This window comes from Chromobacterium haemolyticum (genome assembly GCF_002081825.1).
Lineage (GTDB): Bacteria > Pseudomonadota > Gammaproteobacteria > Burkholderiales > Chromobacteriaceae > Chromobacterium > Chromobacterium fluminis.
On record NZ_MUKU01000006.1, the window covers coordinates 18,266 to 43,499 of the forward strand.

Sequence of the window (25,234 nt, forward strand, 5' to 3'; positions counted from 1 at the left end):
GTCGTCCCGCCAATACCTCATTCAAAACCCGAGCGCCTGCGGGCGACGGGCCTAGCAAGACAGGAAACAACCATGAGCGATGTTTTCCAATTCATGAAGCTTTCACGCAACCCCGGGGACAAGGTGGACGCCTCGGTGCGCAAGATCGAATTCAAAGAAATCTACCAGCCGTTACACAGCGTGGACGCGGCCGACCAGGCCGGCCGCTGCTTGTCCTGTGGCAACCCGTATTGCGAATGGGAGTGCCCGGTGCACAACTACATCCCCAACTGGTTGAAGTTGGTGGAGGAGGGGCGTCTGTTCGAGGCGGCGGAAATGTCGCACAAAACCAATAGCCTGCCGGAAATCTGCGGCCGGGTCTGCCCGCAGGACCGGCTGTGCGAAGGCGCGTGCACTTTGAACCAAGGCGGCTTCGGCGCGGTCTCCATCGGCAGTATCGAAAAATACATTACTGATGAGGCCTTCAAGGCCGGATGGCGTCCTGATATGTCCAAGGTGGTGTGGACGGACAAGAAAGTCGCGGTAATCGGCGCCGGCCCGGCCGGACTCGCTTGTGCTGACGTCTTGGTGCGCAATGGCGTCAAGGTGGTGGTGTTTGACCGCTACGAGGAAATCGGCGGCTTGCTGACCTTCGGCATCCCTGAATTCAAGTTGGAAAAGTCCGTGATCAAGCGTCGCCGCGAGATCATGGACGGCATGGGGGTGGAGTTCGTGCTCAACACCGAGATAGGCAAGGATGTCCAGATAGAAGAGCTGCTGGAACAATACGACGCTATCTTCATGGGCATGGGCGCGTACAAGTATATGAAGGGCGGCTTTCCTGGAGAGGATTTGCCTGGAGTGTTGGAGGCTTTGCCTTATTTGATTAATAACGTTCGTCAGGGACTGGGTACGTTGCCAGAGGGCGAACCGCCGATCACGATGCAGGGCAAGCGTGTTGTGGTGCTGGGCGGGGGGGATACAGCGATGGACTGCAACCGCACCGCAATACGTCAAGGCGCGAAAAGCGTGGTCTGTGCTTACCGGCGTGATGAGGCGAATATGCCGGGCTCAAAACGGGAAGTAGCGAATGCGAAAGAAGAGGGGGTTGAGTTTTTATGGAATCGCCAGCCTCTGACCATAGAGCCGATGATAGGCGGCACGCTGGCGGTGAAATTGGCTGAAACTCATCTTGCAAGCGCCAAAAGTCGTGGAACCGTAGAGCTTGTGCCAGGAGGGGGGGGGGTCTTAGAATGCGACCATGTTATCATAGCGTTCGGCTTCCAGGCCAAGGCTGCAGCATGGTTTGATGGCTGCGGAGTACAAGCTGAGCATGGTTTTGGTAGGACAAAGGTTTCGCTGATCGGCAAATACCCTTACCAAACTAGCAATCCCAGAATATTTGCTGGTGGAGATCAGGTGCGTGGCGCTGATCTTGTTGTACGGGCTGTGTTCGAGGGGCGTCAGGCCGCGGAGTCTTTGTGTGCGTACTTGTTTGCCGAATGAGAGTGAGGTCCGGCTTTGCCGGACCAGCCATCTCGCGGCAAGACATTGCGCAAGGAAGTGAGGTCGGCTTATTCATTGAGTGAAATCCGGTCGGCCCGCGGAAACGCTATTTAAGCTGTCTCGCGAGAAGGATCGCTTACTGCGAGCAGCTAATTTTTCTGTATAAAATATCTACTCGCGTGGTGTTTGATGAAAACTGTTCTTGTTACCGGTGCAGATGGTTTTATTGGTTCCCATCTGACCGAGATGCTCGTGAAGCAGGGGTATAAGGTTAAGGCTTTATCGCAATACAATTCGTTCAATTACTGGGGCTGGCTGGAGGATGTAGATTGCCTTTCAGAAATTGAGGTGCTGAATGGCGATGTTCGTGATCCGCATTATTGTAAGCATATTACCAAGGAGGTGGATACGGTGTTCCATCTTGCTGCGCTGATTGCTATTCCTTACTCTTATGTAGCTCCTGACAGCTATGTGGATACCAACATCAAAGGCACGTTGAATATTTGTCAAGCAGCGTTGGATAACGGTGTTAGCCGAGTCATTCATACCTCGACCAGCGAGGTATACGGCACTGCGCGTTATGTGCCTATTGATGAAAATCACCCGCTACAACCTCAGTCGCCTTACAGCGCTTCGAAAATCGGTGCAGATGCGATGGCGATGAGTTTCTATAATGCTTTCGATTTGCAGCTAACTATCGCCCGTCCATTTAACACCTATGGCCCCCGGCAATCTGCTCGGGCGGTAATACCAACAATCATTAGCCAGATCGCTAGTGGTAAAAAGCAGATCCAGCTTGGGGATGTTACTCCTACCCGTGATTTTAATTATGTCGCAGACACTTGCCGTGGATTTATAGAGCTTGCGAATTGTGATAAGGCTATTGGCGAAACGATAAATATCGGTTCTAATTATGAGATATCGATAGGTGATACTCTTAAATTGATTCGCGAGCTGATGGGGAGTGATGTGGAATTTCTGGCTGATGAGCAACGTATTCGACCAGAAAAGTCGGAGGTTTTCCGCTTGTGGTGTGATAATGCAAAGATTCATGCCATGACGGGATTTGTGCCAAGCTATGATATTCGATCAGGACTGAAATCTACCATCGATTGGTTTGTCAATCCAGACAATCTGCGGAAGTATAAAATCGATATTTACAACGTATGAGGTAGTTATGATTGATGATCTTATTTGCTTTGTGCGCGATCAGTATCGTACTAAGGATTTCATACCACTTCATGCGCCAATCTTTCGCGGTAGAGAGCGCGAGATGGTTCTCGATACCATTGAATCCACTTTTGTCTCCAGTGTCGGTGCCTATGTAGATCGATTTGAGATGGATATGGCCAGTTTCACGGGGAGTCCGCGAGCCGTTGCAGTAGTAAATGGGACTGCTGGATTGCATACTGCGCTTAAATTGGCAGGTGTATCGCAGGGGGATCTAGTTGTAACTCAATCTTTGACATTCGTGGCTACCTGTAATGCAATTGCTTACTGTGGAGCTGACGCATTATTTGTTGATGTTGACAAAGATACGTTAGGCATGTCTCCGACAGCCTTGGAAGCTTGGCTGTCGGAACATGCATTTATAGATGATGAGGGCAATTGTAGAACACGCGAAGGGCATCGTAGAATTAAATCGTGTATTCCGATGCATACCTTTGGCCATCCTGTCGATTTGGATGCTTTAATTATTGTTTGTAAGCGCTGGAATCTCTTTCTTATTGAAGATGCTGCAGAGTCATTAGGTAGTTATTACAAAAATCAGCATACTGGTACGCTTGGTCAGATTGGTGTGTTGAGTTTTAATGGAAATAAAATCATGACTACCGGCGGCGGTGGCATGTTACTTACGAATGATATATTTGGAAAAAAAGCCAAGCATCTAACTACTACTGCGAAAATTCCACATCCATATGAGTTTTTTCATGATGAGATAGGGTATAACTATCGGCTGCCTAACCTTAATGCTGCTCTTGGCTGTGCGCAATTAGAGCAGTTGCCATTTTTTCTGAAAGCAAAGCGTGAATTAGCTTCGAGATATATTGATTTTTTCCGCGGGATTGGTTTGCAGCCGATTGTTGAGCCCGAGGGATGTTGTTCAAATTACTGGCTTAATGGAGTGATTTGTTCAGACATTGAACAGAGAAATGTACTACTCAAGGCGACCAATGATGCTGGGGTTATGACGAGACCAATTTGGATGCTGATGAATCGGCTTCCGCAATTTGAAAGTACAATTATGGGTCCGTTGCCAAATTCTGAATGGTTGGCAGAGCGAGTGGTAAATTTACCTAGCAGTGTACCTCAATATTAAGGAAAAATTAAGTGGGTATTTTTTTTGCTGACAAATCAATTGATGATCTTGCCGTGGGGATGTCGGAATCGTATTCACAAACAATAACAGATTCTGATATAAAAGCATTTGCGGGATTGTCAGGTGATAGAAATCCTGTACATCTTGATGAAGATTTTGCTTCTAATTCACGTTTTAAAGGCCGTATAGCACACGGTTTTTTGTCTGCATCATTTTTTTCAGCAATTTTTGGAACTAAAATACCAGGTCCTGGTTGTGTATATGTATCGCAGTCACTCAATTTTAAACGTCCAGTTTATCTTAATGATACAGTGGTAGCAACTGTTACTGTCTCAGGGATAGATATAGAGCGGAGGCGGGTGACTTTCTTAACCTTATGCACTGTTCGTGGGAAAACCGTTATAGACGGGGTCGCCGAACTATTTATTCCCTGATTAAACCATGAAGATAACATCTATTGCGAGTAAGAACGATTTGCTGTTCTTTCGGGAAGAAATTGAGGATTTGTTTTATTCTTGCTTTGGGCAGCGTTCTATAGGGGCTGTTTGGGACTGGGCGTACCTTGATAATCCAAACGGTGAACCAATCGTTACACTTTGCCATGATAACGAAAGGCTTGTTGGGCACTATGCAATTGTTCCAATGCCGCTGAGTAACGCTTTTCAAAGTAAAAATTCATATATTTCAATGACGACTATGGTCGCTGAGTCTCATCGAAAGTTTGGCTTATTTACTATGCTTGCACAAGCCTCTTATAGCCTGGCGGCTGAGAATGGTGTCGATTTTGTTTTTGGGTTTCCTAATGGTCAGTCGACGCCAGGATTCAGAAAGCGACTAAATTGGATGCTGCCAGAGTCGGACTATGTCGCTACTATCGATAAAAATGAGTTGGAGGCGTTTGTTAAGAAGGGGGGGGGTAAAAAGTATGATCTTTTGGGCTTGAATCTCATGGATCAAAATATACGAGAGTGGCGACTATCTCGGCCAGGTGCCTTCTATCAATTTGAAAATGGTGTTGCGTTTAAGGTTCATAATGATTCGTTAGATTTGCTTTGGTGGGAATCTCCTGAGTGTTTGTACTCTTTGCCGGATGATAAATTGATTAATTTCTTGGTTTTAGCAGATTCTGGGCTTCAGCGAAATATAGAGTTTGATTATCAATTCGGAGGGATTGGTCTTTGCTCTTCATTTGATGCTGCTGGGATCAATCGAGAGATGGCCATTTCTGATTTGTTCTGAGCTAGATTATGAAACGAATATTGGGTATGACTTCCATTAGGTCCGATTATGATCTAATGAGCGGTGTTTATCGCAGATTAAGCCAAGAGCCAGACGTAGATTTTAAGGTTTTGGTTTCGGGTGCTCATTTGTCGGCTCAGTATGGGTATTCCATTGATCTAATTAAAAATGATGGCTTGGATATTCTTGCTGATGTAGAGACTTTAATAAATGGTGACAGCAAGGCTGCTCGATTGAAAACAGCTTCGGGGCTGCTGAGCGGAGCGCTAGATTTGGTGAAAAATTTTCACCCTGATGTGTTGATTTATGCCGGTGACCGCGAGGATGTTCTTATCGGAGCAATGCTGGGGGCATTTCTCGATATTCCAACGGTTCACTTTTTTGGGGGGGATCATGCCGCTGATGGGCATGTTGATAATCCAGTTCGGCATGCGACATCGAAGCTTTCGACTGCGCACTTTGTTAGCATTCAAGAGCATGCCAATCGATTGGCGTGCCTGGGTGAGGATATGAGTCGCGTTTTCGTTATTGGGAGTGTCGCGTTGGATAAGTTCGTTGCGGAGCCTCGACTCGATAGAGACGCAACACTATCTGGTATAGGTGCTAAATCGCATGCCTTCCAGGGCCCCCCCCTCGCGATCCTAATTTTTCATCCTGTTGATCAGGAACGCCAATTGGCCCCTAGCTATGTTCGTGATGCGACTGAAATACTCATTGAGCGTGGATTTCATGTCTTGATTGGTGCTCCAAATGCGGACCCTGGAAATGCTCCGCTATTGAAAACAATGCACGAATTAGCCCGAGTTCCTGAGGTAACTTTCTACGGTAATATGGCACGGTTACACTTTGTGAATTTGATGCGTCATGCAGCATTGATGGTTGGTAACTCGTCAGCAGGAATACTAGAGGCGGCTTCAGTTGCTTTGCCCGTAATTAATTTAGGTGAGCGCCAGCGTGGTCGTCTTTGCGGTCAAAATGTTATTTTTTGCGATGGAGATCCTGAATCCATTACAAAGGCTCTCAGTCGTATTAGTGATGATGGGTATACAGCGGCAATGCACGGGATCGTAAATCCTTATGGTGATGGTCACAGCGAGGCTCGCGCAGTGGATCTGCTTAAGAGGCTCGATTTTGCTTCCATATTCAAAAAAACAGAGGATCCTCTGTATGTTCACTCCTGAACCCAAAATCATTGCTGTAGTGGCTCCACATCCTGATGACGAAACACTTGGTTGTGGGGGAACGATACTCAAGCACGTCGCACGTGGCGATCGCGTGCACTGGATTATTTTTACAAGTATTTCGACCGGGCAAGGCTTTACTGAGGAGCGCGTACGATCTCGAGAAGATGAGATTGAACGAGTTTCGAAAGCCTATGGTTTTCACGATGTTCATCGATTTTCTTTTGCTAGTATGCAGCTGGATCAATTGCCAAAATCAGATCTTGTTGGCACTCTAGGAGGGCTAATAAAGAAGCTCGGTGTTCAAACACTATATGTGCCATACCGCAATGATGCCCATAGTGATCATGCAGCTGTTTTTGATGCATGCGCTTCTTGTTCCAAATCATTTCGTTATCCTTCTGTTACATCCGTGCGAGTTTACGAAACTCTGTCAGAAACTGAATATGGCCTGAAACCTGAGGATCCAGGGTTTCGGCCTAATTTGTTTATAGATATCGCTGACTTTATCGATAAAAAACTCGAGATTATGAGTTTTTATGCTGGCGAAATGGCTGAATTTCCCTTCCCTCGCAGCGAAGTCACACTACGAGCCTTGTCACAGCTACGAGGAAGTCAATGCGGAGCAAATGCAGCCGAAGCTTTCATGCTTCTGAAGGAGATTGAGTGAAATCGAACTATGTCTATATAATTGCAGAGGCTGGTGTCAATCATAATGGTAGTCTTGAGCTGGCACGCAAACTGGTAGATTGTGCAGCTATGGCAGGCGCAGATGCTGTTAAATTTCAAACGTTTGATGCAAAAAAATTAGCTACTAATTCGGCTCCAAAAGCAAGTTATCAAAAAAAGACTACAGATGCATCAAAATCCCAGTTGGAGATGTTACATAAGCTCGAGTTGCCACGTGATTGGCATCATGAGCTGCGTGAGTATGCCTATACGAAAGGTATCCAGTTTTTATCTACGGCTTTTGACATTGGCAGCCTTCACTTTTTAGAAGGGCTTGATATGCCCTTTTATAAGGTTCCGTCTGGAGAGCTAACTAATGGGCCATTGCTTTGGCAGTTCGCTCGGCAGCGTCGGCCTCTGGTAGTTTCAACGGGCATGGCGACGATTTCAGAAGTAGAGCAGGCGTTGGCGGTCATTGCGCATGCTTTTAACGTCGATCGGGAGCCGCTGAGCGAGGCGGAAGTATGGGAGGGGTGGAGCAAACCGGCTTGGCGTGAGTCCTTACAGGGGCGAGTGACGCTACTGCATTGTACATCGCAGTATCCTACGCCGATGGCTGAAGTCAATCTAAAAGCCATGGATTCCTTGTGTGTTTTTGGACTCCCAGTTGGTTATTCCGATCACACAGAAGGTGTCCTGATTCCTGCGGCGGCTGTTGCTCGAGGAGCAGTTCTGATAGAAAAGCATTTTACGTTGGACCGTTCCCTGCCAGGTCCGGATCACCGAGCTTCACTGGAGCCTGATGAGTTGGCACTTATGGTGAGCCAGATTCGTCAGCTGCAAGATGCTATGGGAGATGGGGCCAAGTGTCCTCAGCCCAGTGAATGGAGTTCGCGTCAGGCTGCTCGCCAGCAAGTTGTGGCGGCCAGGGCGATCGAAGAGGGAAGTATCCTGACACGTGATGATTTAACGACTTCGCGCTGCGGCAGAGGCATGATGCCAAATGTTCTCTGGGAATTGGTTGGCTTGCGTTGTCCGCGCGCATATGAACAAGGCGAAGTTATTGAGTGATGAGTGTTCCTTCTATTATTGTTGTCGGCGCCGGCGGACATGCTGTTGCAGTGGCTGATGCGCTCCTGGCGCAAGGACGGTCGGTAAAGGGGTTTATTGACCCGGCTATTTCTATGAAAAACCGTTCTTTTTGTGGGTTACCCGTACTCGGTGGCGACGAAATTCTTGAGCAGTACAACAGTTCAGAAGTAATGCTGGTAAACGGAATCGGTGGAGTTGGGAGTACTCAAGTTAGAATGCGAGTGCAAAATCGCCTTCAGGACTTGGGGTGGAAGTTTGACGGAGCTATTCATCCCTCAGCGCTTATATCGCCGTTTGCAAAAATCGACTCAGATGTTCAAATATTGGCCCGTGCGGTAGTACAACCCAATGCACGTATTGAGACTGGTTGTATTGTTAATACCGGCGCGATTATTGAGCATGATGTATATCTCGGTGCTTGGACACATGTGGCTCCTGGAGCCATAATCTGTGGCGGCGTTCAAGTGGCTGAAGGTTGCCATGTGGGAGCCGGCGCGATCATGAAGCAAGGAATAAGGCTTGGTTCACAGACAGTGGTGGGTGCAGGTGCTGTTGTTGTACGTCCTTTTGAGGGATGTGGAACTTTGGTGGGTGTCCCGGCCCATAAGTTGGAGGTCTGAATGACACGTTGGGAGAAAGCGCTAATCAGTCCGGAAAGCACTTTGCGCGAAGCGCTGGAGCGGATAGATTCTTGTGGATGCCAAATGGCATTGGTAGTCGACGACTCGCGTAAATTATTGGGGATGTTAACTGATGGGGATGTGCGTAGGGCATTGTTAAAGGGTACGTCTCTCACAGACTTGGCCTCAAGTGTTATGAGGACTCGTCCGCATTGTGTCCATGTAGGAGACGATCGCGGTACAATTTTAGCCTTAATGCATGAACTCGGAGTTCATCACATTCCTGTTCTCGATGCCAACGATGTTATCGTTGATCTCGAAATGGTTGAAGATTTTTTGTTGCCAAGAGTGCGTGATGAGTGGGTGATTGTAATGGCTGGAGGTTTAGGAACTCGCCTCGAGGATCTGACGAGAGATACTCCTAAGCCAATGCTTAAGGTTGGTTCTAGGCCTTTGCTCGAAACTATTGTTCACAATTATGCGGATCAAGGTTTTAGAAAATTTTACTTCGCGGTTAACTACAAGGCCGAACAGATAGAGGCTTATTTCGGCGATGGCACAGAATTAGGTCTTGAGATTCGATATCTCAGGGAAAACAAGAGAATGGGTACTGCAGGGGCTTTGACATTGCTGCCTGAAAAACCTAATGCACCGATTATTGTTACGAATGCCGATTTACTGACTAAGCAAGACTTTGGACAAATGATGGATTTGCATATTGCCTCCCGTGCTGATGCGACAGTTAGCGCGCGCGATTATGAAATACAAGTTCCATTTGGAGTGATTTGTGAGTCTGGTGGTCGAATGCAGGGTATACAAGAAAAGCCAACCCATAGTTTTAACGTTAGTGCGGGCGTGAATATTCTGTCTCCTAATGTTCTGAATCTGATTCCAAAAGACACATTCTTTGATATGCCATCGCTATTTGAAGCGATGATGAGCCAAAGCTTGCATGTCCGAGTCCATAAATTTAATGGCTATTGGTTAGATATCGGGCGGTTAACTGATTATGAAAAAGCTAATTTAGATTTTGAAAGGGAGTTCTATTGAGCATGCTTTCAAAAAAAAATTGCTTAGTGGTTGGTTATGGATCAATTGGCTCTCGGCATTCACGCATTCTCCAGGAGTTAGGCTGCGATGTTGCGGTCGTCAGTCGGCGTGTTCAAGTTGGTCTGAATGCCTATGCGAGTATTGATGAGGCAGTAAGGCGGTATCAACCAGAGTATGTAGTGATAGCGAATGAAACAGCTTTACACCATGATGCATTGATTCAACTGATCAATGCGGATTATCAAGGGGCCGTTTTAATGGAAAAACCCTTGTTTGATTCTTCGCGGAAGGTTCCAAGTCATAAATTCAATAAATTGAGGGTTGCATACAATCTGAGGTTTCACCCGGTTCTTGTACGTCTAAAGTCATTGTTGGCTGGGCAGAGTGTTTTATCAGTTCATAGCTATGTTGGGCAGTATCTTCCAAACTGGCGGCCTGGAACTGATTATAAACAGTCATATTCAGCCCGGTCTGATATGGGGGGCGGAGCCTTACTCGATCTGAGCCATGATTTAGACTATTTAATATGGATGTTGGGTGATTGGGTGCAAGTCTCCGCACTTGGTGGGCACATGAGTGCGCTTGAGATAACAAGTGATGATTTATTTAGTATGCTTATAAGGTTCTCGCATTGCCCCGTTGCGGCGATTCAGCTCAACTATCTGGATCGTAGAGGACGGCGAGGGATTGTAGTCAATACTGCTGAAAACACCTACGAAGCAGATCTGATTGGAAATAGACTGATTATAGATGCAACTGAAGAATTGTTTTCCGTTGAGAGGGATGATGCCTACCGCCTTATGCATTTAGCTATGCTTGGGGTTGGCGAGGATTTTAGTTGCACAATTGAGGAAGCAATGACGACCCTGCATCTTATTGATGCATCCCGGCAGTCTTCCCATAAAAGTGAATGGATAACAAGATGAAGCAGATTTGTACTATTTGCGCCCGGGGAGGGTCTAAAGGTGTAAAAGGTAAGAATTTCAGGCTGCTACTAGGAAAGCCACTAATCGCATATAGTATTGAGCAGGCTCGTGCGTCAGATCAGTTTGATGTAATTGCAGTTAGTAGTGACTCGGAACATATCTTAAATGTTGCGCTAGAATATGGCGCAGATATTTTAGTAAAACGTCCAGATGAGTTGGCTACAGATAGGGCAGCAAAACTACCAGTAATAAGGCATTGCGTAGAAGAGGCAGAACGAATTTCCGGCCAGGTATTTGATGTCTGTGTTGATTTGGATGCAACTTCACCCCTTCGCTCAATCGATGATATCAAGCGGGCAGTTGAAATGCTAAAGTCACATAATGGGCTGAATGTTATCACTGCAATGCCTGCTAGGAGGTCTCCATATTTTAATTTGATTGAAGTTTTGAATGATGGAACACCGCGGCTAAGTAAAGTATTGGATCAAGCTATTGTACGTAGACAAGATGCTCCCGCATGTTTTGACATGAATGCGTCTATTTATGTTTGGACTAGAGAAACTCTATTTTCAGAATTGGGGCTATTTAATGAAGGGACTAAATTGTATGTGATGCCAGAAGAGCGTTCAATCGATATTGACTCTGAAAATGATTTTCTTTTTGTTGAGTTCCTGATGAAGCATACATGGGAGAAATCACAAGGAGGCAAAAGTGAGTGATATTATGCAAGAGCGACCTCTTAGTCATAAAGTCGTAGTCGTAAGCGGCGGAGCCGGTTTGCTAGGGCGTACTTTCAGTTTCTCTATTGCTGCTGCTGGCGGCATAGTTGTGGTAGCGGACATTAAATTAGAAAATGCTCAGCTAGTAGCAAACGAAATTTGTGCGGAATACCCTGATCGTGCTCTCGCCATAGAACTGGATATTACTAGTAAAGAGTCGATTGCTAAGGCAATTACGCTAGTGTGTGAAAAGTTTGGTACGATAGATGCTGTTGTGAACAATGCTTACCCTCGTAATACAAATTATGGTAGGCAAGTCGAAGATGTAACTTATGAAGATTTTTGTCAGAATTTAGGGTTACATGCAGGTGGGTATTTTCTTGTAATGCAGCAGTTCTCTGCCTACTTTAGTTTACTGGGACATGGAAATATCATAAATATTTCATCCATTTATGGGGTAATTTCTCCTCGTTTTGAAGTTTACGAGGGAACGACCATGACAATGCCGGTTGAATATGCGGCCATAAAGGCAGGTGTGATTCACTTAACAAAGTACTTTGCACAATACCTGAAAGGTAAGAATGTGCGCGTGAATGCTATTAGTCCTGGTGGTGTTCTAAATCAGCAACCTGAAGTTTTTCTAAATAAGTATAAAATGTATTGTAGTAGCAAGGGGATGCTAGAGCCCAGCGATATAGCAGGTGTTCTGCTATTTTTATTGTCGGATTCTTCTCATTATTTGACAGGGCAAAACATCATTGTGGATGATGGTTTTTCACTTTAAAATAAATTATTAAAGTAATAAATATGTATAATATTGCCGTTGTTGGTGCTGGACAGCTGGGCAGCCGACATCTCCAAGGTTTGCTGAAGTTGGATTTGAGGTGTCAATATTTTGTCACGGATCCTTCCGAGAATTCTTTGAAGGTTACCCAGAGCAGGGTTGCTGAACTGGGAATGCCTGAAAATTCTTTTAAAATTACTTACACAACCACACAAAGTGAGTTGCCAGAGCATCTCGACTATGTGGTAGTTGCTACTACCGCGGATGTTCGTCTTGAGGTGTTGAAGAATTTGCTTGGCAAGCATTCAGTTGGCAATTTGCTTCTTGAAAAAGTTCTCTTTCAGTATACAGATGACTACGAGGTTGCCGCAGAGTTAATTCATAAATCAGGCACCAAGGCTTGGGTAAATTGTCCTCGGCGTGCATTCCAGATATACCAGGATGTGCGCAATTTTTTTGCAAATCAAAATTTACTGCATTTCCATGTGCATGGAGGAGATTGGGGACTCGGATGTAATAGTATTCATTTTTTGGACTTGCTTGAATACCTAACTGATGAAGCTCCGAGCAAGCTATCAACCTCTGGATTAGATCGCTCTTTGATTGCAAGTAAGAGGGAAAATTTTTATGAATTTACAGGGTCGCTGAGGGGATTTAGTGGTGCAGCATCTTTTGAGATTACATCATTAGCATCATCAAAAGCACGGTTGATGGTTTTATTGCGTTCAGAAGAACGAACCTGTCTAATTGATGAAGCAGCTGGTCAAGCTTTTTTCTATGATATCAGATCACCCCAATCTTGGCTTCAAAAGGAGTTCAAGAGCCCGCTATTGAGTGAGCAGATTACAAGTATTGCTAGAGAAACCTTAGTCAATACATGTACATCACTGACTGATTTTGATAAGTCTGTTCAAATTCACTTGCCACTCATCAGTGCGTTGGGAGCTCACGCTGCAGAAATACTGCGCACATCTGAAGATTTTTGTCCAATAACATAATTTTACTGCTTAACTATGAATACATTGAATATTTGGCTTGTTGGTGCAGGTGGAATGGCTGTCGATTATGTTAAAGTCCTGAACGACTTAGAGGCCACTGTTACAATTATTGGTCGAGGTGAGGAGTCGGCTCGGCGTATGGAGGAGAAATGCGGCATACCTGTCGTGCGTGGTGGGCTTGAAGCATTTTTGAAAAATACCACTACTATCCCTGATGCTGCTATTGTCGCGGTAGGTGTAGAAGGACTTGCTTGTACTGCGATGCAATTGATTGAGGCTGGCGTTAAGCGTGTTCTCTTAGAGAAGCCTGGTGCATTATATTACTCTGAATTACAAGCACTGCATCAACGAGCGGAAAAATTTAATGCGGAAGTAAAAATTGCTTACAATCGAAGAATGTATTCTTCGGTATTAACTGCTCGGAAAATGATCGAAGAGGATGGTGGTGCCCAATCGATGCATTTTGAATTTACTGAATGGGGGCATGTTATAGAAGCATTGACTAAAGCTCCTGGTGTTAAGGAAGCGTGGTTGCTAGGGAACTCAACTCATGTAATTGATTTGGCATTCTATCTGGGGGGGGTACCAATTGAGTTGTACAATTTGAATAATGGCAGTCTGTCTTGGCATCCAAGCTCTTCTGTTTTCGCTGGCGCGGGGAAAACTGATCGAGGAGTTTTATTTTCGTATAATGCAAATTGGGATGCGCCGGGTCGTTGGGGACTTGAAATTCTTACTTCACAAAGAAGATATATTTTCCGCCCAATGGAGTCGTTACAAATTATGAAACGTGGCTCAATCGAGATAGTCCCGGTTGAGATTGATAGTGTAGAAGATATAAATTTTAAACCAGGTTTGTATAATCAAGTACAGGAATTCCTTTCGGTTGAAGGTAGTATTGGTCTTTGCTCGCTTAAAGAGCAATTAGAGATGTGGCCCATCTATGAAAAAATTGCCGGTTATGTGAGAGGGTGATGTCACTATCATCTCTGTCCGCTCATGAAAATGCAGAGCAGCCTTATATTCTTATATTTACTGATTCACTAGGGTTTCCTCGGTCTGAGCCTGAGATGGTTCGCTATGAAGAAACATATGTAGCGTTGTTGAAAGTTAATTTTCCTGACTATGATTTTATTCATGTTGGCAGGGGGGGCGCTACGATAGTTGATCTCTATAAGCATACGAACTACTTTCATGGCACGATTAAGCCCGCACTGGTGTTGATCCAGTGCGGTATTGTGGATTGTGCACCACGAGCACTTAAGCTGGTTGAGCAGCAAATCATTTCAAGAGTGCCGGTGTTCGGTTCATTGATTGGTCGTATTGTGAAGCGTTATGCGAAATCTATTCGACGGTGGAGAAAGATAAGCTATACCCCCCTCTCCATCTTTGTTGAATATAAGAACCGTTTTGAATTAATTTTTCCCAATATTTATTGGATAGAAATTTTACCTGCGGTTGATGAGTATGAAACTTCGATTGATGGGATATCAAAAAATATTCGCCAATACAATGAAGTTCTTGCTCGTGGAAACTCTATTTGTACTAACGACTTTTCAGGCGAACAGATTATGTCAGATTACCATCACTTGAATACTGACGGACATAGGAAAATGTTTGAAAAAATATCTTGCTTAATTTATAGCCAGATTTCGCGATAGCGTCAAAAGATATTGGAATTATTTATTGGGTGGGAGTTTTCTATTGAAATTAGACGTTGCTTTTGCTTGGGATTATAAATAATTTGGTTACAATTTAGTGAAATGAAATGTCTATTTAGAGACTAGTTACAGGCTTTTATCAGTACTTGTAAGCTGACGAAGATGATTGAAATAGTAATGCCCTTTCTTGTGAAGCTAATCATCAATATTCCAAAGCCAACGGCGGGTGACTTATTCATTGCAGGAGCAATGTCGAAGATGCCGTTGGCAACATCGGATCTAAAATTGAGTGTGGCTAATTCGCAATACATGGTCATTACGAAACTTAGGTGTCGTATCCCGGACGATCATCTGAGTAAACGTATCTGGAAGCTTACCCTGGCCCGTAAAGGTTTGGGTAAGCTTCTGGAGTCGCTCAAGGCTCAAGCAAAATGATCGTCAAACTGCACAAACGGGCTTGCACCACGCCAGCTACTCGCATGGAAATCCAGCAAGCCACCGGCACTCAGGCGGAGCTGGCTGCCCGCTACAACGTCACCATCGATACGATCCGCAAATGGAAAAGCCGGGATAGCGTCGAAGATCGTTCGCATACGGCGCACAGGCTACAAAGCACGCTGACACCGGCTCAGGAACGCGTCGCGGTTGAGCTACGCAAGACCCTCAAGTTGGGTCTGGATGATCTGTTGGTGGTGATTCGGGAATTCCTGAATCCAGCCGTGTCCCGATCTGGGTTGGATCGTTGTTTGCGTCGCCATGGCGTGGCTAGCCTGCGTGACCTGGAGCCTGTCACGGCGACAAAAAGCAGCAAGCCATTCAAGGCTTACGATCCGGGCTATTTCCACATCGACGTCAAATATTTGCCACAAATGCCGGACGAAACGGCTCGACGTTACCTGTTTGTGGCCACCGACCGAGCCACCCGCTGGGTATTCGTACAAATCAAACCCAACAAAACGGCGGCTGCCGCCAAGGCTTTCCTGAATGCCCTGCAGAAGGCGACCCCATGCCACATCCGAGCTATTCTCACCGACAACGGCAGCGAGTTCACGGATCGGCTGTTCAACAAACAAAAGCAGGCCAGCGGCGAACACGAATTTGACCAACTGTGCGTTGCTTTGAGTATCGAGCATCGCTTAACCAAGCCGAGCGGCCCGCAAACGAATGGGATGGTCGAGCGCTTCAACGGTCGCATCAGCGATGTGCTGGCGACACACCGTTTCGAGTCGGGGGAGGACTTGGCCCAGAAGCTGGGGCGCTATGTTCTGCTCTACAACCAACATCTCCCGCAGCTGGCTTTGCAGCACCAAACCCTCATTCAGGCGATGAAGAGTTGGCAGAAACAGCGGCCGGAATTATTCAAAAAGCCGGTCAGCAATCGTCCGGGACTGGACACTTAGGGATTGTCTGAACAAGCCCTGGCCTTCCTGTAAAATAACCCCATCTCAGACTGACCCAGGATGCAGCAATGCGACAACAGGTGACCTCCACCAATCTCGAACTCGCCGTTAAGAAGAAAGGGACCTGCTGCGAAGTCTTCCTAGCCGAGATTGAGCAGACCATACCTTGGGAGCAGCTCAAAGCCGTCATCGGCCCGGTCAATCCCAAGCCTGGCAACGTCGCTGTCCCTATCCACTGTCCGCTTGTTATGCATCTACGGCCTGCAGCAGTGGGGCTGCTTATCCGATGGAAGTAAGCCTGTACAAGATCGCCTCCAGGCGCCAGTTTGCTGGCTTCACTCAGGATGCCATCCCGAATGAAACTACCTTGCCCTACTTCCGCCATCTATTGGAGAAGCACCTCCTGACCCATGCGCTGTTTACCGCTATCAACGAGCATCTCTCCAATATGGAGCTGATGTTGATGCAAGGTACTATTGTTGATGCAACCTTGATTCACTCGACCGGCTCTACTAAGAACCCCCAGGACGAGAGCGATCTGGATATACATCAAACCAAGAAGGGGAAGCAGTGGTGTTACAGCAAGAAGGTCCATATCGGGGTGGATGCTGATTCCGGCCTGGTGCATCATGTGATCGTTCCCGTCCCCAACGTGGCGGATGTCACGATGGTCGATCAGTTGCAGCATAGCAAGGAAATCGATGCATTTGGCGATGCTGGTTTTACCGGTGTGTGCCAGCGAGTCGAACAGCGCTCGTGGAAGGTGCGCAGATGTCTCGCCTTGAAGTCAGGCCAGTGCAAAGCGTTGACCGATTTCGCAGATGAACAGCGTACCTGCTTGGTCGACACGGTCAACGCCAAGATCCGAGTCAAAGCCGAGTATCCCTTCCGGGTCAACAAACAACAGTCTGACTATATGAAAACGCACTACCAGGGTTTGAAGAGGAGCGCTGCGCAACTGATGACGCTGTTCGGGCTGGCTAATATCTGGCTAACGAGAGGGACTTTATTGATGGGCGGTTGAAAGGGCAGATGACTGGAGAATCTGGCCTTCCCGCTGGCGAAATACCTGAAATTGAGGAGTCAATTGCCACCAAAGTTCCTACAAGGAAATTGCATTTCTGTCAGCCGGGTGTGATTATTCAAACTTTCCTTAGTGGTGATTTATTCATGCTGCATCGACTTTTCGGAATAAAATTTTGTCAAATCTGGTCTGATCAAAAGTATGTCTCAAGTTTGAGAACAAAAAAATTTGTTTTTGATGTTTTTTTATTGAAACTGAAGCAGTTCTTGATAGTAAAATCACCAGATTTTCTCATTTAATTCGAGGGATTTTAGTGCATTTACTGTTTGGCCTATATGCTGTATAAACTAAAAATATAAAGCCATAATTGAATAGCGTATCAGAAATTGCAGAATTGGACAAAAAGCAAGTGACTAAGCCTGAATCTAAGCGAGAACGCATTGGTTGGCAAGTTTTGAATCAATTTGGGGTAGCTGTTGTAAGTAAGTTGAGTGCACTTGCGTCTATTTTTATTTATAGCCACTTTATCGGAGTTGCGGATTACGGTGTATTAAATATTAGTCAATCTTACTTTTGGATTTTCTTGCTGTTTTTGTCCTTTAATTTACATATTGCTGTTGGGCGCTATATATATGAGCCAGGAGCGGATGAAAATACTTTTCTTGGCGGAACCATTATTGTTGTTGGATTTGTTTTTTTGTTTAGTAGCGGCGTACTTTATTTTACAGCTAGCTGGTTGGCTCCGCTATTAAATTTGCCGGCATCTGTGATTTTAATAATCCTCCCGATTGTGCTTGGAATGCTTTCAGAGTCATTGTTGACGCAGTTGGCAATTCATGATCGAAGAGGGGGGGTGCTCTTCATTACTCTTGCAACTAAAGCATTGCTTAGCTTTTTTGGCAGCATAATTTTGCTTCAAACCCTAACGAAGGAGAAGTTTTTAGCAGTTCTTTTCTCTGAGTCGATTGCAAGTATAGGCTTATGTGGGTTTGTAATTTATTTCTTAAGGCATAGGGTTACTTGGAGATTGCGTAGTAGCGATGTCGCATATATGGTAAAATATGCGGTTCCCCTTATCCCATATATGCTTTCACTCACGCTTATGTCTCAATTTGATAGAGTTTTGGTGAGTAAATTTTACGGAAATGTCGTGACGGGTTATTACAGTCTTGCATTTAATGTTGGTGCTTTACTTACGATGGCAGTGAGCGCTGTGCTCAATGCTTTGACCCCGTCATTTTTTGATGCACTAAACAAAGATGATGTGTCTCAGTTAAAAAGGGACACAGCTGCAATATTTAACTGCTCCGTCATTGCTGCTGCTGTAATTGTTCTATTTGGTATTGATTTTGCAAATTGGATATTGCCTACGCGGTATAATGAAGGATTTAATTTAATTCCTATAGTTGCAGTTGGCGGATTGTGTTCTGTTATTTTCCAGAGCTGGATTCGTGTTTTAGCTTTTAAGCATCGCACTATGCTAATTGCAGGATTGGGTATGCTGGGCTGTGCCTTAAGTATGGGGCTTAATTTGTGGCTGTTACCTATAACGAGCTATAAGATAGCAGCTTATACAAATATGGCAACTTATCTCTTTATTAGTATTTTATGTGTAGTAATTGTAAATAAAGTGAGTTCATTCAGTATTTCATTGAAGAGAGAACTAAAATGGATTGGCTTGATGGGGATGTTGTTGCCATTGTCCCTCGTGAAACAAACACCCCAGTTGCTGCTGTTAAAAGCTATAATATTAGTTTGCTGTGTTTGGTCGCTTAGACAGAGTATCCAGTTATTGATTTCAAGGAAGCGGAGATGAGCATGGGTAGGCAGCTAAAATTTCTATTTTACGCATCGTTGATTATATTTTTGAATGTAATGATGCTGGCCCTGCCATGGGGAAGTGCTTATCTATCATTGATCATTATTGCAACCTATCTAATTTTTAGACCGCACCATGTTTTTCATCCGAATAATATGGTTTTTGCATCATATGGTTTGTATGTTGTTGTTTCAAGTACATTGACTTTGATATTGGATCTAATTGACTGGGAATATGTCTTGCCTTGGGGGCAGACAGTTTTCTGGAAGGAAATGTCTTTATATCTTTTGTTTCAAGTAGAGTTTACATTTTTAATTTTGTTTTTTGGGCTGCATTATTTTAGCCGGTCCAAAGGTATCGCAAGTAAGCAAGTTGTAGAAAGTTTTAGTGTCAAGGAAAATTTCACTAATGCGCTATATGTCGCATGTATTTTGTTAGTTTTCTTGTTTATGCAGTTGACGGCAGGTGTGAGTGAGTGGGTTGAAAATTATAGCTATACCTATCTCACAAAGCGGGAAGGGTTTGGCTTGCTTAATGTGACAATTATAGTGCTTGGGAATATTGTCGTATATTTGCTTGGGTTGCAGACAATAACGGCTCGCTGTAAATTCCCGCTGATCCTGAAGGCGATTTTCCTTTGCATGATACTTTCAGTTATTGGTGGAATTAAAAGCAGATTTATATTTCTTTTAATTGTTTACTTGTCACCGCGGTTTCTACATCTAAGCTTTAAACTGCGGTCTGTCGTTATGTTTTCGGTTGCATTTTTTGTGTTGTTGTATTTGGGTACTTTATTCAGGACAGATTTCTTTTATGCATCTGCGCCCTATTTCTTAGAAATGCTAATTGGTTACTTTAACTCGTATCAGTTGCATGATTTAGTTGTTACCAGTCGTGATTCTGCCTTTTTCCAAACGCTGTCGCAATTCTTCGTAAAACCTCTCCAAATTTTGGGTATTGAGTCGAAAGATGCAAGTTTTGATATTAGTATTATGCTGACAAAGGAGTTTTTTCCTGAGCAATGGGAGAATGAACACGCTACGCAACAATGGCCAATCGAAACTGAGATGTATCTAAATTATTTCGGATTTTACTTGTCTTGGGTGCCATTGTTATTGTATGCGGCTGCTATAGGCTGGTTATATAGAATAGCTATTATAGGTCGGAATTATTGGCTGTTACTGATTTATGTTATGGAGTTTCAACGTATTTTTAGCACATTGCGAGGGACATTAATCCCTTGGGAGATGCCAGTATACATTGTGCAGTATTTTTTAATATACATAACTTGCAAATATGCATGTCAAGTTAACACTAGTCGGGTGCAATCAAGTATAAGTTCAAATGAGCTTCTGAGCTATAAGCGGTGTTGACTAATTATTATTGAAGTTGTCTCTGTCGTCGTTTATCAAAGGCAAATTAGGTATAACAAATGAAATTTATTGGTATTGTTCGAGTTGTTTTAAATGATTGCTGGTTGCTAGCAAGATTGGTTTTTAACTCGTTGGAAAATGAAAGAGCAATTGATGTTAAACAGCGTGGGGTATATGTTAAAGATGAGGATGCAGGCTTTATACCAAATTATAAAGTAATGAAGCAAGTGGCTCTTACTAAACGTTTGGGTAAATTTTACCGTGTTTTTATTTTTATTTCTCCAGTTTTAATTGTTCTGTTGTGGCCTTTCCATTGGTTTTTGGGGGTTCTAGGTGGTGCGTTCAAAAGAGATGTATTTTCTGGTGTGAAAAGATATATCGTGGTAACTCCTAGCCGAGGCGGAATGAGTTTAATAAACTCAGCCATTTGTTTTGATATAGATGCTCAGGATGCAGCTATAAGTGAGCAAGAGTTATCATGCTATAAATTGGGCCGTACAATAGGTCTTGTAGAGGTGTTTTTAAGTATTGTTACACATTTTTTATTTCTATATTTTATTTTCACCTCCTCCCGTGGCATACGGAAGGATATGATGCTGCATGCAAGAGATTCTTTTTCTCTCTGTATGTTGGCAAATAGTAAATCGCTTAGGCAAAGCACGGTGCTTACCGATGACCACTATCAGCGATGGAGCTATATTCTTTCGCATTTAATCTCTGATTTCCGTATCGTACAACATGGCTTTCTTGATATTGACCTCGTGCTTCCCAATCCTTATGGGAAAGTCAGTTTGCTGTATTTGCGGGATCACCGCTTTTTAGAAGATTTTCAAAAGTTTTATCAAGTATTGCTCTGGCGGTTATTTGTTGTAGAACAAGTATTTGTTAAAACTAATTTTCCGGAGAAGTCTATATTTCTTGCTTCATCATTTCCCGCGATAGACTCTGAAATTGAGCTGCTGACTATGTTGAAGGAGCGGTGTAGCATTCCAATATTTGTCAAATTTCATCCCGCGCACTTGTATGATGGCAGAAAAAAAAAGTTGGCTAATTTAGCTGATGGCGTATTTGAGGGAGAGGGTAATCCTGTATGCGGAGCATTCGTTAGTTACAACTCTTTCATGGAGTTTGATTATAGTAGTCACGGAGTAGCAACGGTTTCCATCGTTCGATCTGGTAGTGTAAACCGAGCATGTTCTGATTTATTAAACCATATCCAGGAAATAGATCTGGTGCTGGCTAAATAGAGTCGGTTGTTTTTATGGTGAAATGCTATGAGTCACAATAATTCTTATCAAATCTGTTCTAATTGTATTATGGACACTTCAGACCAACATATTCACTTTGATGAAAATGGCGTCTGTGAGTATTGCAATAATTTTAATACTACTATCAGACCAGTTTGGCATGATCATATGATGAACGGTCAAAAACTGATGGAGATGAGCAGGTCCATTAAGGAAGATGGAAAGGGAAGCGACTTCGACTGCATTATTGGTTTGAGTGGTGGCCTTGATAGCTCTTATGCGGCTTATATAGCCAAAGAGAAAATGGGTTTACGACCACTATTATTCCATGTCGATGCTGGTTGGAATACCGATCAGGCTGTTGGAAACATTGAACGACTCGTCGATGGCCTAGGACTAGATCTGTACACGGATGTTGTGAATTGGGAGTCGGTCAAGCGAATGCAAGTTGCATTTATGCGGGCGGGTATACCGGATCTTGATTTGGTTCAAGATGCAGCTTTTTTCTCCGGGTTATATAAGTTTGCTCGGAAATATAAGATAAAGCATATTATAACGGGATCAAATTTTTCAACAGAATGTTGCCGCGAGCCTGAGGACTGGGGTGGGTATCTTGGTATTGATAAAACATTATTTGGAAGTATCTGGCAGCAGTGTGGCGATGGCAAGCAGAATGATGAGTTTCCTCTGGTAGACATCATGATTTATAAAATTTTTTATCAGAAAATTTTAGGTATGAAAGTGCATCACCCTTTGAATTGTGTGTCCTATGTCAAGCGAGAAGCTGAAAATGAACTGGATCAGCATTTTGGTTGGAAACGATTTCAGCATAAGCACCATGAGTCGCGTTTTACACGTTTCTATGAAGATTATTGGCTCCCGCGACGGTTCGGTTTTGAAAAGCGCCGGGCACACTTTTCTAGCCTAATTATGACGGGCCAAATGACGAGGGATGAAGCTCTGGAACGCATCTCAAAGCCTGAGATGAGTGAACACTTTCTTACTCAGGAATTTGAATACGTTTCGCACAAGCTGGGGTTAACTGTAGAGGAACTGCAGAAGCTTTTTGAATTGCCTAAGAAATCTTATCGTGATTACAAAAATAAGCGTTGGTTAATTACTCTAGGGGCTAACGCTATGCGCATGCTTGGTCTGGAGAAAAGGTATTTCCGATGATCTACTTAGTTGATTATGGTGTTGGTAATATACAGGCATTTCTGAATTTATTTAAGCGCCTTGGAGTTCATGCGCGTCGCGCTGAAACTTCTGAAGTTCTAGAGGATGCCACGAGGCTGATTTTACCCGGTGTAGGTCATTTTGACCATGCCATGAAACGACTCAATGATTCAGGTATGCGCTCTAAGCTTGAAGAATTAGTTTTAGAAAAGAAAATACCAATTATTGGAATTTGTGTCGGCATGCAGATGCTAAGTGAAGGCTCAGATGAAGGTGAGATGCCGGGCTTGAACTGGATTCCTGGCAGAGTAAGGGCATTTGCAAGTCAGACTGAAAGTGCGGCACTGCCTATGCCTCACATGGGTTGGAATGAGTTAAAACCCACTACGGGTAGCAAATTGTTTGCTACCGGGTTTGAGGATGGGGCGCAATTTTATTTTTTGCATTCTTATTTTTTTGATGCTGCTGATAAAAAAGATGTTGTGGCTACCGCGAATTATGGTTTGGATTTTGATGCAGTTGTGTCGAGGGGTCATATTCATGGTGTTCAATGCCACCCTGAAAAAAGCCACCATTGGGGTGAACAACTTCTAAAAAACTTTGTGGAGCTGTAAAGTATGTTGCGTCCTCGAATCATACCCTGCTTGCTGGTGCATCAGGGAGGGTTGGTCAAAACTCAAGGGTTCAAAGAACCAAAGTATGTTGGTGACCCGATTAATGCTGTTAGGATATTCAATGAGAAGGAGGCCGATGAGCTTATGATTTTGGACATCGATGCAACCGTCAAAGGGGTGTATCCAGATTTTGGTTTAATCGCGAAGTTAGCCGCAGAATGCCGTATGCCTTTATGTTATGGTGGTGGGGTCACCAAGGCCGAAGAGGCATTGCGCATTGTCGATATGGGAGTGGAGAAGGTGGCTGTAAGTGCCGCAGCTATTGCGAACCCGTCGGTATTAACGGAAATAGCTGCTGCGGTGGGACGTCAGTCTGTTGTAGCGGTTCTTGATGTGCGTAAAAGGACTGGACTGTTCTCCAAAGGGTACGAAGTATGCACGCATAATGCAAAAACAAGTTACAAAGCGGATCCTGTTGAGTTGGCAAAGCAATTGCAGGAAGCAGGTGCTGGCGAAATTGTTATTAATTCAGTTGATCTAGATGGCCAAATGAAAGGCTATGATTTGGATTTGGCTGCCCAGTTCAAGAGCGCGTTAAATGTGCCTGTGACCTTTTTAGGTGGAGCAGGGTCTTTGGAACATTTAGGTAAATTGATTGAAAAAGTTGGTGTAGTTGGTGCAGCGGCGGGTAGTTTGTTTGTATTTAAGGGCAAATATCGCGCGGTTTTGATCAACTATCCAACTCCAGAACAAAAGCTTCAACTTTGTCGTGAAGCCTTAAAAATCTAGTGTTTTCGAAAGCCTTTTATGTTTAAAAATAAAGTGCTCCTCATTACAGGGGGAACAGGCTCTTTTGGCAATGCAGTTTTGCGTCGCTTTTTGGATTCGGACTTGCGTGAAATTCGAATCTTTAGTCGAGATGAGAAAAAGCAAGACGACATGCGGAAAAAGTACAATAGTACAAAGCTAAAATTTTATATTGGAGATGTCCGAGATTATCAGTCGGTTTTGAGCGCGGTACGTGGTGCCGACTTCATTTATCATGCGGCGGCACTAAAACAAGTCCCCTCGTGTGAATTCCATCCACTTGAGGCTGTCAAAACTAATGTGCTTGGGACAGAGAATGTACTAGAGGCAGCAATTAACTGCAATGTTAGTAGAGTTGTTGTGCTTAGCACTGATAAGGCGGTTTATCCAATTAATGCTATGGGTATTAGTAAGGCAATGATGGAAAAGGTTGCCGTGGCTAAGTCTCGAAGCAGTAATAGCACAATAATAAATGTCACCAGATATGGCAATGTCATGTGCTCGCGTGGTTCAGTGATACCCTTATTCGTCAATCAAATACGTGCTGGTCAACCTATTACAATCACTGATCCAAGCATGACTCGTTTTATGATGACGCTGGATGATGCCGTGGATCTAGTTTTGTTCGCTTTTAAAAACGGCCAACCTGGTGAAATTTTTGTTCAAAAGGCACCTGCGGCTACTATTGAGGTATTGGCTAGGGCGTTGACTGACATGCTTGGTATGCCGAGTCATCCTATAGATATTATAGGTACTCGCCATGGAGAGAAACTGTTTGAGGTATTATTAAGTCGCGAGGAAATGGTGGCTGCACAAGATTTAGGTAGATACTTCCGAGTGTTACCAGACTTGCGCGACTTGAATTATGGTAAGTTTGTTGAACAGGGTGAGGTTAAGATTTCTGAGTCTACTGAATACAACTCGCATAACACAAATCGTCTAGATGTACCCAGCATGCAAGAGCAGTTGAAGAGGCTGCGCTTCATGCAGTCCACCATGCATGGTGAGCAAGTTGAAGCCGAGGAGTAAC

At 44.3% G+C, this 25,234-nt stretch carries 28 protein-coding genes; all 28 read left to right on the plus strand.

What is annotated here, in order from left to right:
* The first annotated feature begins 72 nt into the window (after nucleotides 1-72).
* The 28 genes from B0T39_RS05555 to B0T39_RS05675 all read left to right on the plus strand — a co-directional run bounded on the left by B0T39_RS05555 (nucleotide 73) and on the right by B0T39_RS05675 (nucleotide 25,233).
* A complete protein-coding gene (locus tag B0T39_RS05555; RefSeq protein WP_081545186.1) occupies nucleotides 73-1,485 on the plus strand; it encodes an FAD-dependent oxidoreductase in 1,413 nt (470 codons plus the stop codon).
* Between the two features lie 189 nt (nucleotides 1,486-1,674).
* Entirely contained in the window at nucleotides 1,675-2,655 is a 981-nt protein-coding gene (locus tag B0T39_RS05560; RefSeq protein ID WP_081545187.1) for an NAD-dependent 4,6-dehydratase LegB, read from the plus strand.
* Nucleotides 2,656-2,662: 7 nt separating this feature from the next.
* Nucleotides 2,663-3,805: a LegC family aminotransferase gene (locus B0T39_RS05565; protein WP_081545188.1), complete on the plus strand. Its 1,143-nt coding sequence runs from the start codon at nucleotides 2,663-2,665 to the stop codon at nucleotides 3,803-3,805.
* Nucleotides 3,806-3,816: 11 nt separating this feature from the next.
* Entirely contained in the window at nucleotides 3,817-4,239 is a 423-nt protein-coding gene (locus B0T39_RS05570) for a MaoC family dehydratase (RefSeq protein WP_254894497.1), read from the plus strand.
* Nucleotides 4,240-4,246: 7 nt separating this feature from the next.
* Nucleotides 4,247-5,044 (plus strand): GNAT family N-acetyltransferase, encoded by a 798-nt coding sequence (locus B0T39_RS05575; protein WP_081545189.1) that lies wholly within the window; start codon nucleotides 4,247-4,249, stop codon nucleotides 5,042-5,044.
* Between the two features lie 8 nt (nucleotides 5,045-5,052).
* Nucleotides 5,053-6,225, plus strand: a complete 1,173-nt coding sequence (gene neuC / locus B0T39_RS05580; protein ID WP_081545190.1) for a UDP-N-acetylglucosamine 2-epimerase — start codon at nucleotides 5,053-5,055, stop codon at nucleotides 6,223-6,225.
* Nucleotides 6,212-6,895, plus strand: a complete 684-nt coding sequence (locus B0T39_RS05585; RefSeq protein WP_081545191.1) for a PIG-L deacetylase family protein — start codon at nucleotides 6,212-6,214, stop codon at nucleotides 6,893-6,895. The genes neuC and B0T39_RS05585 overlap by 14 nt, the downstream gene beginning before the upstream one ends.
* The gene (gene neuB / locus B0T39_RS05590) at nucleotides 6,892-7,965 is read left to right on the plus strand and encodes an N-acetylneuraminate synthase (protein WP_081545192.1); all 1,074 of its coding nucleotides are present in this window, start codon (nucleotides 6,892-6,894) and stop codon (nucleotides 7,963-7,965) included. Before B0T39_RS05585 ends, neuB begins: the two co-directional genes overlap by 4 nt.
* Nucleotides 7,965-8,606 carry a NeuD/PglB/VioB family sugar acetyltransferase gene (locus tag B0T39_RS05595; RefSeq protein ID WP_081545193.1) on the plus strand — a complete coding sequence of 214 codons (642 nt, stop codon included), beginning with the start codon at nucleotides 7,965-7,967 and terminating at the stop codon, nucleotides 8,604-8,606. The genes neuB and B0T39_RS05595 overlap by 1 nt, the downstream gene beginning before the upstream one ends.
* Nucleotides 8,607-9,656, plus strand: coding sequence for a nucleotidyltransferase family protein (locus tag B0T39_RS05600; protein WP_081545194.1), 1,050 nt, complete (start codon nucleotides 8,607-8,609; stop codon nucleotides 9,654-9,656). It begins immediately after the preceding gene.
* Nucleotides 9,657-9,658: 2 nt separating this feature from the next.
* On the plus strand, nucleotides 9,659-10,582 hold the full coding sequence (locus B0T39_RS05605; protein WP_081545195.1) for a Gfo/Idh/MocA family protein: 924 nt from the start codon (nucleotides 9,659-9,661) through the stop codon (nucleotides 10,580-10,582).
* Nucleotides 10,579-11,301: an acylneuraminate cytidylyltransferase family protein gene (locus B0T39_RS05610; RefSeq protein ID WP_081545196.1), complete on the plus strand. Its 723-nt coding sequence runs from the start codon at nucleotides 10,579-10,581 to the stop codon at nucleotides 11,299-11,301. The genes B0T39_RS05605 and B0T39_RS05610 overlap by 4 nt, the downstream gene beginning before the upstream one ends.
* Nucleotides 11,294-12,085 (plus strand): oxidoreductase, encoded by a 792-nt coding sequence (locus B0T39_RS05615; protein ID WP_081545197.1) that lies wholly within the window; start codon nucleotides 11,294-11,296, stop codon nucleotides 12,083-12,085. The genes B0T39_RS05610 and B0T39_RS05615 overlap by 8 nt, the downstream gene beginning before the upstream one ends.
* 23 nt (nucleotides 12,086-12,108) lie before the next feature.
* Nucleotides 12,109-13,083: a Gfo/Idh/MocA family oxidoreductase gene (locus B0T39_RS24825; RefSeq protein ID WP_141111093.1), complete on the plus strand. Its 975-nt coding sequence runs from the start codon at nucleotides 12,109-12,111 to the stop codon at nucleotides 13,081-13,083.
* 15 nt (nucleotides 13,084-13,098) lie between these two features.
* Entirely contained in the window at nucleotides 13,099-14,058 is a 960-nt protein-coding gene (locus B0T39_RS05625; RefSeq protein WP_081545199.1) for a Gfo/Idh/MocA family protein, read from the plus strand.
* Nucleotides 14,058-14,744 carry an SGNH/GDSL hydrolase family protein gene (locus tag B0T39_RS24830; protein ID WP_141111094.1) on the plus strand — a complete coding sequence of 229 codons (687 nt, stop codon included), beginning with the start codon at nucleotides 14,058-14,060 and terminating at the stop codon, nucleotides 14,742-14,744. Before B0T39_RS05625 ends, B0T39_RS24830 begins: the two co-directional genes overlap by 1 nt.
* Nucleotides 14,745-14,906: 162 nt before the next feature.
* Nucleotides 14,907-15,179 (plus strand): hypothetical protein, encoded by a 273-nt coding sequence (locus tag B0T39_RS05630; protein ID WP_141111095.1) that lies wholly within the window; start codon nucleotides 14,907-14,909, stop codon nucleotides 15,177-15,179.
* Nucleotides 15,176-16,144, plus strand: coding sequence for an IS481 family transposase (locus B0T39_RS05635; protein ID WP_081545201.1), 969 nt, complete (start codon nucleotides 15,176-15,178; stop codon nucleotides 16,142-16,144). The genes B0T39_RS05630 and B0T39_RS05635 overlap by 4 nt, the downstream gene beginning before the upstream one ends.
* A gap of 68 nt (nucleotides 16,145-16,212) precedes the next feature.
* Nucleotides 16,213-16,440 carry a hypothetical protein gene (locus B0T39_RS05640; protein ID WP_081545202.1) on the plus strand — a complete coding sequence of 76 codons (228 nt, stop codon included), beginning with the start codon at nucleotides 16,213-16,215 and terminating at the stop codon, nucleotides 16,438-16,440.
* Nucleotides 16,431-17,168: an IS5 family transposase gene (locus B0T39_RS05645; RefSeq protein ID WP_081545203.1), complete on the plus strand. Its 738-nt coding sequence runs from the start codon at nucleotides 16,431-16,433 to the stop codon at nucleotides 17,166-17,168. The genes B0T39_RS05640 and B0T39_RS05645 overlap by 10 nt, the downstream gene beginning before the upstream one ends.
* Nucleotides 17,169-17,176: 8 nt before the next feature.
* Complete coding sequence (locus B0T39_RS24835; RefSeq protein WP_141111096.1) at nucleotides 17,177-17,467, plus strand: hypothetical protein; 291 nt, start codon at nucleotides 17,177-17,179, stop codon at nucleotides 17,465-17,467.
* A gap of 68 nt (nucleotides 17,468-17,535) precedes the next feature.
* Nucleotides 17,536-18,984 carry a lipopolysaccharide biosynthesis protein gene (locus B0T39_RS05650; RefSeq protein ID WP_081545204.1) on the plus strand — a complete coding sequence of 483 codons (1,449 nt, stop codon included), beginning with the start codon at nucleotides 17,536-17,538 and terminating at the stop codon, nucleotides 18,982-18,984.
* Nucleotides 18,981-20,360 carry a hypothetical protein gene (locus B0T39_RS05655; RefSeq protein ID WP_081545205.1) on the plus strand — a complete coding sequence of 460 codons (1,380 nt, stop codon included), beginning with the start codon at nucleotides 18,981-18,983 and terminating at the stop codon, nucleotides 20,358-20,360. The genes B0T39_RS05650 and B0T39_RS05655 overlap by 4 nt, the downstream gene beginning before the upstream one ends.
* A 59-nt stretch (nucleotides 20,361-20,419) precedes the next feature.
* Entirely contained in the window at nucleotides 20,420-21,607 is a 1,188-nt protein-coding gene (locus B0T39_RS24840) for a hypothetical protein (RefSeq protein ID WP_141111097.1), read from the plus strand.
* Nucleotides 21,608-21,634: 27 nt separating this feature from the next.
* Nucleotides 21,635-22,783 carry an N-acetyl sugar amidotransferase gene (locus tag B0T39_RS05660; RefSeq protein ID WP_081545206.1) on the plus strand — a complete coding sequence of 383 codons (1,149 nt, stop codon included), beginning with the start codon at nucleotides 21,635-21,637 and terminating at the stop codon, nucleotides 22,781-22,783.
* Complete coding sequence (gene hisH / locus B0T39_RS05665) at nucleotides 22,780-23,397, plus strand: imidazole glycerol phosphate synthase subunit HisH (protein ID WP_081545207.1); 618 nt, start codon at nucleotides 22,780-22,782, stop codon at nucleotides 23,395-23,397. The genes B0T39_RS05660 and hisH overlap by 4 nt, the downstream gene beginning before the upstream one ends.
* A 3-nt stretch (nucleotides 23,398-23,400) precedes the next feature.
* Nucleotides 23,401-24,186, plus strand: a complete 786-nt coding sequence (locus B0T39_RS05670) for an AglZ/HisF2 family acetamidino modification protein (protein WP_081545208.1) — start codon at nucleotides 23,401-23,403, stop codon at nucleotides 24,184-24,186.
* Between the two features lie 18 nt (nucleotides 24,187-24,204).
* On the plus strand, nucleotides 24,205-25,233 hold the full coding sequence (locus tag B0T39_RS05675) for a polysaccharide biosynthesis protein (protein ID WP_081545209.1): 1,029 nt from the start codon (nucleotides 24,205-24,207) through the stop codon (nucleotides 25,231-25,233).
* Nucleotide 25,234 lies beyond the last annotated feature (1 nt).